The following is an 11,833-nucleotide window of genomic DNA, read 5'->3' on the forward strand; positions in this document are numbered from 1 at the left end:
TTAATAATTAATTGGTTAGACTTTCTCTTGTGTGGAAATGGCATCAATAATGCCCTCTCATCGCTATAACCTCTTAAAACAAGTGGTTGAAGTCATATGGGTTATCATTACCATGTCATATAGAGAAAAAATATCTGATAACAGGCTGAAAAACCATAAGAAAAGTGAGGTCAATATGACTGATGGTGTAGAAACATTTTCACTCGATGAAAATTCATGGCAGGGCGTCAGCCTAACCCCGAATGCCGCTAAACAGATTAATAAATTGGTTCTTCAAACACCGAATAGCAAGGGACTGTCGCTTGGCGTCAAACAGTCAGGATGTGCGGGTTTTGGATATGTCTTCGAGATGATTGAAAATCCAACCGATGACCACTTGCTGTTTGAACTCGATGGTGCACACCTGTATGTACCAAAACAAGCTATGCCATTTATTGATGGCACCGTAGTGGATTATGTCCAAGAAGGACTTAACCATATTTTTAAATTTAATAACCCGAAAGCTCAGCATGCCTGTGGGTGTGGTGAAAGCTTCGGCGTTTAACTTGTGAAGCTAGATTATGTCTCAGAGCAATGTAGAAGTTGGCGAAGATGTTCAAAGCTGGCTTGATGAAAAACGTTATAAAGAAGGCTTTTTTACCCAAGTTGCCACCGATGAGATGGCTAAAGGGCTCAATGAAGATGTCGTTCGCGCCATTTCTGCTAAACGTAATGAACCTGAATGGATGTTGCAGTTCCGTCTAGATGCATTCAATCATTGGAAAGGAATGGAAGAGCCGCATTGGCTAAAAGCACATTATCCAAACTTAGATTATCAAGATTATAGTTATTATTCAGCACCTTCCTGTGGGTCGTGTGATGATACCTGCGGTTCACAATCAGGGGCGACGCAATCAACGGGTACGGCTGAAGAGGCAAATTACCTGACGAGCGAAGTTGAAGATGCCTTCAACCAACTCGGTGTCCCTGTTCGTGAAGGAAGCAAAGTCGCCGTGGATGCGATATTTGACTCTGTTTCTGTATCAACAACCTACCGCGGTGATTTGGCCAAACACGGGATTATTTTTTGCTCGTTCAGTGAAGCTATTCAAGAATACCCAGAACTCGTCCAAAAATATTTAGGTAGCGTAGTCTCGAGCCACGATAATTTCTTTGCCGCACTGAATGCCGCAGTGGCATCAGATGGAACGTTTGTTTATATCCCGAAAGGGGTTCGCTGCCCGATGGAATTATCAACGTACTTCCGTATTAATGCGGCAAAAACAGGGCAATTTGAGCGTACCATCTTAATCGCAGATGAAGGCAGCTATGTGAGCTATATCGAAGGCTGTTCAGCGCCTGTGCGCGATAGCTATCAGTTACATGCAGCCGTAGTCGAAGTGATTATCCATAAAGATGCTGAAGTCAAATATTCGACGGTGCAGAACTGGTTCTCTGGTGGCGATAGCGAAGCTGGGGGGATCCTCAATTTCGTGACTAAGCGAGCCCTGTGCGAAGGTGAAAATTCCAAAATGTCGTGGACCCAATCCGAAACAGGCTCTGCGATTACCTGGAAATACCCGAGTGTGATCTTAAAAGGGGATAACTCGGTAGGCGAATTTTTCTCTGTCGCGCTGACCAACGGTAATCAGCAAGCGGATACAGGGACCAAGATGATCCATATTGGTAAAAATACTCGCTCAACCATTATCTCGAAGGGAATTTCGGCTGGTAAAAGCCAAAATAGCTATCGTGGTTTAGTCAAAATTCTTCCTAGCGCCCATAACGCTCGTAACTTTACCCAGTGTGATTCGATGCTCATAGGTACTCAATGTGGTGCGCATACCTTCCCGTATGTGGAAGTGAAGAACAATACGGCACAATTGGAGCATGAAGCGACAACCTCCCGTATTGGGGAAGACCAGCTATTTTATTGCTTGCAACGTGGGATCAGCGAAGATAATGCTATCTCAATGATTGTTAACGGTTTCTGTAAAGATGTTTTCTCAGAACTGCCATTAGAGTTTGCCGTCGAGGCACAAAAATTATTGGCTATCAGCTTAGAACATAGTGTGGGCTGATCCTAACCGAGTTTAGTTGCGCTTAAGCGCCAAAGGCATGTTGATATGTTAAGTATTAAAGATTTGCATGTAAGTGTAGAAGGTAATGAAATCTTAAAAGGCTTATCTCTGGAAATTAAACCAGGGGAAGTTCACGCTATTATGGGACCAAATGGTTCGGGTAAGAGTACGTTATCCGCGACCTTAGCGGGACGCGAAGATTATCAAGTTGATAGCGGTGAAGTGACGTTCAATGGTAAGGATTTATTAGCGTTAGATCCAGAAGAGCGGGCTGGTGAAGGTATTTTTCTTGCATTCCAATACCCAGTTGAAATTCCAGGCGTCAGTAACCAGTTTTTTCTGCAAACTTCAGTGAATGCAGTTCGTGAATACCGCCAACAAGAGCCTCTAGACCGTTTTGATTTTCAAGATTTTATTGAAGATAAAATCGAATTATTAGATATGCCCCAAGACCTGTTAACACGTTCTGTGAACGTGGGTTTCTCGGGTGGCGAGAAAAAACGTAATGATATTTTACAGATGGCGGCATTAGAGCCGAAGTTATGTATCTTGGACGAAACTGACTCTGGTCTAGATATCGATGCGTTAAAGATTGTCTCTAATGGGGTGAACTCTCTGCGCACACCTGAGCGTTCGTTTATCATCGTGACGCACTATCAACGCATTTTAGATTACGTAAAACCCGATTTTGTGCATGTCCTTTATCAAGGAAAAATTATTAAATCAGGTGATTTCAGTTTAGCGAAAAAACTGGAGGAGCAAGGCTATGGCTGGCTTATTGACCAACAGTGAAAGAACTGAAAAGCGGGCTGCCGTTGATGCATTAAATCAACAGGCAATGCGCCGTTTTGAAACGCTATATGAGCAGGGGGCAGGTGGAAAATCTCAGCATGCTCAAACTCATTGGAGCCTTGCTAAGCATGTAGGGCTACCAGCGTTTCGTCATGAAGATTGGCACTATACGCCGCTTAATAGCGTGTTAAATACCCAATATCGTTTTAGTTCGCCCAACCAGCAGGTACAACTGAGTGAAGCTCTTGCGTTACCTATCGATGCGTATCGCATTGTGCTGGTGGATGGTCGGTATAATGCGGAACTGAGCTCGGTGGATACAGGGGAATTTCAAGTTTCACTACTTGATAGCCAAGATTGGTTGCCAGACGCAGTGAGCAGCGAGATTTTCTTGCATCTCACGGAATGTTTAGCGGTTCAGCCGCTGATTATTCAGCTTGCTGCCAATAAAGTGGCAGCTAAGCCGCTTTATTTATTGAATATTTCCAGTAGTAGCCATGATCCAGAAGCGATGAACATGAGCCAGTATCGTTATCATCTTACGCTGGGAAATAATAGCCAATCTCACGTCATTGAACATTTTGTTAGCTTAGATGATCAACCGCATCTCACTGGCGGGCGTTTGACTGTTGAAGTAGGGGATAATGTTCAATTTACCCATTTCAAGCTCATGACAGAGAACGCTTCGGCTCAGCATTTTGCTCATAATGACATTATCGTAGGTCGCGATAGCGTAGTGAAAAGCAGTAGCTTTTTATTGGGTGCTGGACTGACTCGTCATCATACGAGTAGCCGTCTTGAAGGTGAAAACACGGAATTTGAGTTAAATAGTTTGCTGTTACCGCAAGGCAATGAAATTGCGGATACACGCAGTTATCTTGAGCACAATGCAGGTTATTGCTCAAGCCATCAATTGCACAAAGTCATTGCTATGGATAGCAGTAAAGCGGTATTTAACGGCATGATCAAAGTTGCGCCGAATGCACTAAAAACAGATGGGCAAATGACGAACAACACCTTATTACTGGGTGAAAAAGCGGAAATCGATACGAAACCGCAACTTGAAATTTATGCCGATGATGTGAAATGTGGACACGGTGCGACAGTCGGGCGTATTGATGACGAGCAGCTCTTTTATTTGCGCTCTAGAGGAATTGATAGCCAAGCTGCGAAACAGATGATTATTAACGCATTTGCCGCCGAGTTAACGGAATCTATTGCTATTGATGGGCTGAAACAGGCAGTAATGTTGAGTATTCACCAGCGATTAGCAGAGGTGTAAACCGATGGCCTTTGATGTTGAAACAGTGAGGCAGGATTTTCCTGCCTTAGCGCAATCAGTAAATAACCATCCACTGGTATATCTGGATAGCGCAGCCAGCGCCCAGAAACCGTTATCCGTTGTGGATACTGAAAGCCAATTTACGTTGCACGAATATGCCGCGGTTCATCGTGGCGTACATACGCTGAGCGCAAATGCGACTACGCGAGTCGAAAATGTACGACAAAAAGCCGCTGATTTTTTGCATGCCACATCCCCTGAAGAGATTGTGTTTGTTAAAGGCACGACAGAAGGAATTAATCTCGTTGCGAATAGCTTCGGGCGTGAGTTTATCCAGCAAGGTGACAATATTATTATCACTGAAATGGAACACCATGCGAATATCGTCCCATGGTTTATGCTGGCAGAAGAACGTGGATTTGAAGTCCGTATTTTGCCGATTGTTGAAGATGGTACACTGGATACGGCTCAACTAACACAACTGATTGATGCGCGGACTAAATTATTCAGCTTTACCCATATTTCCAATGTGTTGGGTACGGTTAACCCAGTGAAGGCATTGATTTCACATGCGCGCGAAATTGCCAGCCAATATGGAAATCCCCTCGCTATTGTCGTGGATGGCGCGCAAGGGGCTATGCATCAAACCGTGGATGTTCAAGCGCTGGATTGTGACTTTTATGTTTGCTCTGGGCACAAGCTGTATGGACCAACGGGGATTGGGATTTTATACGGCAAAAAAGCATGGTTAGAAAAAATGCCGCCTTGGGAAGGAGGCGGAGCGATGATCCGCCAAGTTAGCCTCACAAAAGGGATTACATTTGCAGATATTCCTTGGCGATTCGAAGCCGGAACCCCGAACATTAGTGGTATCGTTGGTTTAGGGGCTGCTTTTGATTATCTCAATGGTTTGGGACTTAGCGACGTTTTTGAATATGAAAAGCAGCTGATGCAATATGCCACAGAGTTGCTGAAGCAAGTACCTTCCCTTCGATTATATGGGAATGATCAACGAGAAGGGGTGATTACCTTTAATTTAGGTGAGCATCACGCCTATGATGTTGGCGCATTTCTTGATAGATATGGGATTGCTATTCGTACAGGGCACCATTGTGCGATGCCGTTAATGGAGCACTATCAGGTTCCAGCTATGTGTCGAGCGTCTATAGGCATTTATACGACAAAGCAAGAGATTGATGCTTTGTATAATGCGTTGTTGCGGATTAAACAATTACTCGGCTAAAACAGGCTTTATATAAAGACAAGTCGTATTTAGCAATGGACAGTAAAGGAAATATTATGTCGGCGTTACCCGATGAAACTAAGCTATTACGCAATTTCGCCCGTTGCCAAGATTGGGAAGAGCGCTATTTGTATATGATTGAGCTGGGTGGGCGACTCCCTGAATTATCTGAAGCTCAAAGAGTGGATGCTAATTTGATTGCAGGTTGCCAAAGCCAAGTATGGATTGATATGCAAAAGCAACCGGACGGTCATGTGGCTCTTGCGGGAGACAGTGATGCAGCAATTGTTAAAGGTCTAGTCGCGATTGTGATTATCCTTTTTCAAGGGAAAACACCCGAGCAAATTCTTGCCGTGGATGTGAAGCGGTTTTTCCAACAATTAGCGCTTGAACAGCATCTTACACCTTCGCGTACGCAAGGTTTAAATGGCATGATCAAGTCGATTTTGACGCGAGCCAGCCAACTAATTTAATGCCTCAGTGGGAAATCTTCAGAATTTCCCACATTTTTCTTTTATTCCTCTTATTCTTATACTAGAACTTATAGTTAAGTAACTTACTGTATTCTATTGTTAAATTAACAATGTCTTACGGTAGTTATCGCTTATTCTAATGATTAGCTGGCTAAAATATTTATTAAGTATTAAAGATATTCGAGATAGTTGCTATTATGAGCGATATTGTTTGAATTTTGTAATGAATCTTATTTTCCTTGGAGTAGGTATGAAAAGAGTTTTGACGGCGGTAAGTTTGTTTGTCATGAGTGCGGTGCTGGCACCAGCACAGGCTAAAGATTATCCATTACCCAATAACAATACGCGCCTAATCGGGGAAAATATCACGTATGTGGTGCCTAACGATGGGCGCCCACTGGAAGCAATTGCAAGTGACTACCAGATTGGTTTACTGGCAATGTTAGAAGCAAATCCTGGCACCGACCCTTATTTGCCTGAAGTGGGTAAGCCACTGATTATTCCAGCGCAGATGTTATTACCTTCAACGCCGCGTACAGGCATTGTGATCAACTTAGCGGAACTTCGTCTCTATTACTATCCAGAAAATAGCCGCAAAGTGGTTGTGTATCCAATTGGAATTGGCCAACTAGGACGTGATACCCCTGAAATGGTCACATCCATTAGCCAGCTGATTAAAGACCCAACATGGACACCGACAACCAATATTCGTAAGCATTATGCGCAACAAGGTATAACGTTGCCTGCGGTAGTACCAGCTGGACCTGAAAACCCAATGGGGCTGTATGCGCTGCGTCTGTCTTATGGCCGAGGTGAATACCTGATCCACGGTACTAATGCTAATTTTGGTATTGGTATGCGAGTGAGTTCTGGCTGTATTCGTTTACGCCCTGATGATATCAAGGCGTTGTTCACGAATGTGCCAAAAGGTACCCGAGTTCAAGTTATTGATCAGCCTGTTAAGTATTCGAAAGAGCCGGATGGTAGTTACTATATTGAAGTGCATCAGCCGTTGTCTCGTAAAGACAGTGATAACCCACAAACGATGCCAATTAAGCTGACAGACGATTTCCAAGCGTTTTTAGCGAATCCAGGGGTTGATAAAGCGAAGGTTCAAGCAGAGCTCTCTAGACGCTCAGGGCTTCCTGTAAAAGTGAATGTTGGCGAAAACTCGGAAACGATGGGACGCGATTATCAGCAATTAAAACCGATTGCACCATTTACGATCACTCAACCTCAACCTGTGTTTGAAGGGGAAGTGAAGTCATCTATTCCTGCCAAATATCAGTCATTTAAAAGTTAATGACTGCCTATCCTGAGCGAGAGTCGACGTAAAAAATAAGGGCCTATAAAATAGGCCCTCAATAATAATTCAGCTGTTAAGCTTTTCTAGATAACATCAAGTCGAACTTATTTTTTGTAAGTACGTACTTGGTTGTCCAGACGTTGGTTTGCACGAGCTGCTTCTTCTTGTGCAGTTTGTACATCAGAACGCAGAGACTGAACGTCATTGCTCAGCTGGTCAACTTTACCGTTCAGAGTTTGCACGTCTGAAGAGAGCTTTTGCACTTCAGTGCTGTTAGAACAACCCGCCAGTAATGCTGAAGCTAATACGATAGAGCCCAGTACAATTTTAGTACGAATCATTATTTTACCCTCTAGATTGATTTATCTTGAAAATATAAAAGCAAGCAACCAAAAAATAGACTTAAGAGCGTTATCTTAAAGCTACCTCTATCCCTTTAAAACAACCTAATGTAAATTAGGGTATGGTACTTACTAAGTCTTATGCTAGTACGTAATTCAAAGTTTTGCTAGAAATACTTTATATTTAACAGGGTGAAAACGAATAAAAATTTCAATTAAGGGATTGTTAGTTTGAAATTTGAGCGAATGGTTATCGTTTTATGATTAATTTTGTAAATGATTTGTAATTGAGATTTGCGTGAATTAGATTTTCGAAGATCATAACGTAACTTATTGAAATTATATTTCGCACGAATCACTAAATTCCAGTTATGTTAGCGAATAAAAAAACCCTACTGCGGTGAAGCAATAGGGTTATTGTCATTCTTACTAAGGCTAAATGATTACAGAACGTGCACTGATGACGTATTCGTTGTACCGCTTTGTACTAACGCACCAGAGACCATAACCACTGCATCACCGGATACAGCTAAACCACTTTCCAGTGCAGCACGTTTACCTTCGCGATAGAAATCATCGGTTGATTCAAATGGGCCCACGATCATCGGAATAACACCTTTAACTAACAGTAACTGACGTGCAGTTTCTTCATTCGTTGTTAGAGCTAGAATTGGCGCGGTAGGGAAGTATTTGCGTACAGATTTCGCTGATTTACCACCGTAAGTCGCTACAACGATTAATGGTACATCCAGTTTTTCTGACATTTCAACGGCACCACGACAAACCGCTTCAGTGACACGTAAACGCTGAGTTGGTTTTTGGTTTTCAATGCGAGTAGGCATTACGCGGTCAGTACGCTCACAAATTGTTGCCATGATGGTCACAGCTTCAACTGGGTATTTACCTTTCGCGCTTTCCCCTGACAACATAACTGCATCAGTACCATCTAAGATAGCATTCGCAACGTCACCTGCTTCTGCGCGGGTAGGGCGTGGGTTTTTGATCATTGAATCTAACATTTGCGTTGCAGTAATAACCACTTTACGAGCATTAACGCATTTCTCAATCATCATTTTTTGGGCGAAAATGACTTCTTCAACTGGGATTTCAACCCCTAAGTCACCGCGTGCAACCATGATACCGTCAGAGGCTTCAAGGATTTCGTCGAAATTGTTTAAACCTTCTTGGTTCTCAATCTTAGAGATGATTTGAATATTCTCGCCACCGTGTTTTTTCAGATGAGCACGAATCTCTTCAACGTCTGAACGTTTACGGATAAATGAAGCTGCAACAAAATCAACGCCTTGTTGGCAGCCAAAAATGAGGTCTTCTTTATCTTTTTCTGCCAGAGCGGGTAAACCGATAGAAACGCCCGGTAAGTTAACGCCTTTTTTCTCACCAAGGTCGCCATTGTTTAATACTTGGCAAACGACTTCTGTGTCAGTGATATTGGTGACAGTCATACCAATTAAGCCATCATCGACTAAAACGGTATCACCGACTTTTAAATCTTTAGTTAAGCCAGGGTAAGTAACAGCAACACGCTCTTGGTTACCGATGACGGAAGTATCTGTTGTGAAAGAGAAGGTTTGACCTGCAACGAGAGAAACGTCATTGCCGCCTTCTAATTTCATGGTGCGGATTTCTGGACCTTTAGTGTCCAGCAGAATAGCTGCTTGTTTACCGGTTTTTGCACAGACAGAGCGGAGGTTATTGATACGTTGACCATGTTCTTCATAGTCGCCGTGGGAGAAGTTAAGGCGCATGACATTCATGCCTGCATCCAGTAACTGGGTTAATTTCTCTTCTGATTCGGTTTTTGGTCCGATGGTACAAACAATTTTGGTTTTTTTCATGGCAGTCTATCTAATGGTTATAAAGGAAATCGGTATTGCCGCCGATGCTTAATGCGCAAGATAGTCTATGTTGCGCAACTCATTTATAAGAATAGGCGACAGTCTGGTATTCAAAATCTATTTATTGGAAAAGCGTCAATTTTTGATTCTTAGTATAGTGTAGATGACATTTTTCATTAAAGCTAACATGCTGATTTGTCTTTGTTGAAACCTTTCAGCTCATAGGGGTATTATAAACAACATCAAACTGTGAGACAAATCAAATTTTACTAAATTTGATTCAGAAGTAATTAAGATCAAACAACCGCGAGATTTTCAATTGAATGTGGGTTGCGCAACAAAATAAGGGAAAACAAAATCACAATCAAGACAAATATGATGTTTGAAAAAAGTATGTTTAATCAGGATAAATAGAGGTTCAGAGTCTTTATTGATTTGAATAATTAGAATGGTGCGTCCGAGTAGACTCGAACTACCGACCCCCACCATGTCAAGGTGGTGCTCTAACCAACTGAGCTACGGACGCACTGAATTTGATGCTTTGTTTGTCGATGAAGACAAATTTAAATGGTGCGTCCGAGTAGACTCGAACTACCGACCCCCACCATGTCAAGGTGGTGCTCTAACCAACTGAGCTACGGACGCACTGAAATGATGCTTGATTTGTCGCTGATGGTAATTTAAATGGTGCGTCCGAGTAGACTCGAACTACCGACCCCCACCATGTCAAGGTGGTGCTCTAACCAACTGAGCTACGGACGCATACAATCATTACTGCTTTAACGACGGGGACGAATATTAACGTTCTGTCGTCAATCTGGCAAGGGGAAAATGTAATTTTGCGAGAGTTTGCTCGTATTTAAAACTATTCGCAAAAAAACAGAGTCTCCCTTGCCATAAAACGCTGAAAATTACGTCAATTATCGAGTTGAACGTAATAGAACAACACTATCCGACTGGCGATGGATCCACAAAATACGTGTTGCCATACCAATGGCTGCTGAGGTTAAGCCAATAATAAATCCTAGCCAAAAACCTTTTGGTCCCATAGGGTCAGTCACTAAATCTGTTAATGCCAGAATATAGCCTGACGGTAAGCCTAAAATCCAATACGCAGTAAAGGTGATAAAGAAGATTGAGCGAGTATCTTTATAACCGCGAAGTACCCCAGCGCCAATAACTTGCACAGAATCTGAAAGCTGATAAATCGCTGCGTATAGCATTAAGCTAGAGGCAAGAACAACAACCTCTGGATTCTTGTTATACATCATAGCGATAGGCTCGCGGAATGAGCTGGTAAAGATCGCCGTTAAACATGCTAAAGATAGCCCGACCGCAAGCCCGGTATAAGAAGACACTTTTGCGGCCTCTGTCGACTGGCGTCCTAAGTTATAGCCAACACGAATAGTGACGGCGATCCCCATCGATAGTGGGAACATAAACATCACGGAGCTGAAATTAAGAGCCACTTGATGACCTGCAACAGCAACAACACCTAGAGGCGCAACCAGTAGGGCAACAACAGCAAACAATGTGACTTCAAAGAACAGTGCTAAACCAATCGGCGCTCCGAGTACGATAATGCGCTTTAAAATATCTGGATTCGGCGTTGCTAATGTTTGTGCTGGACGGATATCTCGCTGATTTGGCACATGTTTAACATACCATCTCATCATTAAGCACATCGCCCAGTACACCGTTGCAGTTGCAACACCACAACCGACGCCGCCTAAGGCTGGTGCGCCAAAATGGCCATAAATAAAGATATAGTTAACGGGAATATTCACCATCAAGCCAAGAAAGCCGATAACCATCCCCGGTTTGGTTTTCGATAAACCTTCACATTGGCTACGATAGACTTGATAGAAAAGATAACCAGGCGCTCCCCACATAATCGCGTGGAGGAAACGTACCGATTTATCCGCTAACTCTTCATCGATATGAGGCATGTTACTGATAATCAGTTTGCTGTTGTATAGCAATAACATGACACTGATACCTAAAATGAATGCCAGCCATAATCCTTGCTGAACTTGGTCACCAATTAAATTCCGACGACCAGAGCCGTTCATTTGAGCAATAATTGGCGTGAGAGCCATGAGAATGCCTTGCCCTAATAAGATAGCAGGCAACCAAATAGAAAAACCAACAGCCACAGCTGACATCTCAATTTCACTAACACTTCCAGCCATAATGGTGTCCACAAACCCCATTGCAGTTTGGGAGAATTGGGCGAAGAAGATAGGGATTCCGAGAGCCAACAAGCTACGCGCTTCTGTAATATATTTCTGCACGCATACACCTTCACAATAAGTTTCGAATTAAAAAAAGAAAAAGAGGAATGAAAATTCTATGATTTACTAAAAAATCAGATAGTTAATGCTAACCCCTTATTCTATCTCTTTTATGTATTCAATCCAACATTGTTATAGTTAAGAATAATAAAACAGCATATTAGTATAGAAATGGTTTAAATATTT

General features: G+C 42.7%; 10 protein-coding genes and 3 tRNA genes. 7 read left to right on the forward strand and 6 right to left on the reverse strand.

Annotation, left to right across the window (positions count from 1 at the left end; translation table 11 throughout):
* Positions 1 to 175 precede the first annotated feature (175 nt).
* The 7 genes from sufA (at position 176) to PSF16_RS03590 (ending at position 7,153) form a co-directional block, all read left to right on the forward strand.
* Positions 176 to 544 carry a Fe-S cluster assembly scaffold SufA gene (gene sufA, locus PSF16_RS03560; RefSeq protein ID WP_036962289.1) on the forward strand — a complete coding sequence of 123 codons (369 nt, stop codon included), beginning with the start codon at positions 176 to 178 and terminating at the stop codon, positions 542 to 544.
* 16 nt (positions 545 to 560) lie between these two features.
* The gene (gene sufB, locus PSF16_RS03565) at positions 561 to 2,060 is read left to right on the forward strand and encodes a Fe-S cluster assembly protein SufB (RefSeq protein ID WP_272688780.1); all 1,500 of its coding nucleotides are present in this window, start codon (positions 561 to 563) and stop codon (positions 2,058 to 2,060) included.
* A gap of 45 nt (positions 2,061 to 2,105) precedes the next feature.
* Positions 2,106 to 2,852, forward strand: a complete 747-nt coding sequence (gene sufC / locus PSF16_RS03570; RefSeq protein WP_112860188.1) for a Fe-S cluster assembly ATPase SufC — start codon at positions 2,106 to 2,108, stop codon at positions 2,850 to 2,852.
* Positions 2,827 to 4,134 carry a Fe-S cluster assembly protein SufD gene (gene sufD / locus PSF16_RS03575; protein WP_006660089.1) on the forward strand — a complete coding sequence of 436 codons (1,308 nt, stop codon included), beginning with the start codon at positions 2,827 to 2,829 and terminating at the stop codon, positions 4,132 to 4,134. The genes sufC and sufD overlap by 26 nt, the downstream gene beginning before the upstream one ends.
* A gap of 4 nt (positions 4,135 to 4,138) precedes the next feature.
* Positions 4,139 to 5,377 (forward strand): cysteine desulfurase SufS, encoded by a 1,239-nt coding sequence (sufS, locus tag PSF16_RS03580; RefSeq protein ID WP_272688781.1) that lies wholly within the window; start codon positions 4,139 to 4,141, stop codon positions 5,375 to 5,377.
* Between the two features lie 56 nt (positions 5,378 to 5,433).
* A complete protein-coding gene (gene sufE, locus PSF16_RS03585) occupies positions 5,434 to 5,850 on the forward strand; it encodes a cysteine desulfuration protein SufE (RefSeq protein WP_006661939.1) in 417 nt (138 codons plus the stop codon).
* Between the two features lie 250 nt (positions 5,851 to 6,100).
* Positions 6,101 to 7,153, forward strand: coding sequence for a L,D-transpeptidase family protein (locus tag PSF16_RS03590; protein ID WP_036962165.1), 1,053 nt, complete (start codon positions 6,101 to 6,103; stop codon positions 7,151 to 7,153).
* Between the two features lie 107 nt (positions 7,154 to 7,260).
* Here the strand turns inward: PSF16_RS03590 and PSF16_RS03595 are convergent, their stop codons facing one another.
* The 6 genes from PSF16_RS03595 to PSF16_RS03620 all read right to left on the reverse strand — a co-directional run bounded on the left by PSF16_RS03595 (position 7,261) and on the right by PSF16_RS03620 (position 11,647).
* Complete coding sequence (locus tag PSF16_RS03595; RefSeq protein WP_004263789.1) at positions 7,261 to 7,497, reverse strand: major outer membrane lipoprotein; 237 nt, start codon at positions 7,495 to 7,497, stop codon at positions 7,261 to 7,263.
* 443 nt (positions 7,498 to 7,940) lie between these two features.
* A complete protein-coding gene (gene pykF, locus PSF16_RS03600) occupies positions 7,941 to 9,353 on the reverse strand; it encodes a pyruvate kinase PykF (protein ID WP_006660085.1) in 1,413 nt (470 codons plus the stop codon).
* Positions 9,354 to 9,802: 449 nt separating this feature from the next.
* A tRNA-Val gene (locus PSF16_RS03605) sits at positions 9,803 to 9,879 on the reverse strand.
* A 42-nt stretch (positions 9,880 to 9,921) separates the two neighbouring features.
* Positions 9,922 to 9,998: transfer RNA gene (locus PSF16_RS03610), tRNA-Val, on the reverse strand.
* A 40-nt stretch (positions 9,999 to 10,038) separates the two neighbouring features.
* A tRNA-Val gene (locus tag PSF16_RS03615) sits at positions 10,039 to 10,115 on the reverse strand.
* A 158-nt stretch (positions 10,116 to 10,273) separates the two neighbouring features.
* Positions 10,274 to 11,647 carry an MATE family efflux transporter gene (locus PSF16_RS03620; RefSeq protein WP_272688782.1) on the reverse strand — a complete coding sequence of 458 codons (1,374 nt, stop codon included), beginning with the start codon at positions 11,645 to 11,647 and terminating at the stop codon, positions 10,274 to 10,276.
* Between the last annotated feature and the right edge of the window lie 186 nt (positions 11,648 to 11,833).

Source organism: Providencia sp. PROV033, assembly GCF_028484855.1.
Classification (GTDB): domain Bacteria; phylum Pseudomonadota; class Gammaproteobacteria; order Enterobacterales; family Enterobacteriaceae; genus Providencia; species Providencia alcalifaciens.

Coding starts and splice junctions, on each gene's coding strand:
- sufA (WP_036962289.1), top strand. CDS start 176: ATGACTGATGGTGTAGAAACATTTTCACTCGATGAAAATTCATGGCAG.
- sufB (WP_272688780.1), top strand. CDS start 561: ATGTCTCAGAGCAATGTAGAAGTTGGCGAAGATGTTCAAAGCTGGCTT.
- sufC (WP_112860188.1), top strand. CDS start 2,106: ATGTTAAGTATTAAAGATTTGCATGTAAGTGTAGAAGGTAATGAAATC.
- sufD (WP_006660089.1), top strand. CDS start 2,827: ATGGCTGGCTTATTGACCAACAGTGAAAGAACTGAAAAGCGGGCTGCC.
- sufS (WP_272688781.1), top strand. CDS start 4,139: ATGGCCTTTGATGTTGAAACAGTGAGGCAGGATTTTCCTGCCTTAGCG.
- sufE (WP_006661939.1), top strand. CDS start 5,434: ATGTCGGCGTTACCCGATGAAACTAAGCTATTACGCAATTTCGCCCGT.
- PSF16_RS03590 (WP_036962165.1), top strand. CDS start 6,101: ATGAAAAGAGTTTTGACGGCGGTAAGTTTGTTTGTCATGAGTGCGGTG.
- PSF16_RS03595 (WP_004263789.1), bottom strand. CDS start 7,497: ATGATTCGTACTAAAATTGTACTGGGCTCTATCGTATTAGCTTCAGCA.
- pykF (WP_006660085.1), bottom strand. CDS start 9,353: ATGAAAAAAACCAAAATTGTTTGTACCATCGGACCAAAAACCGAATCA.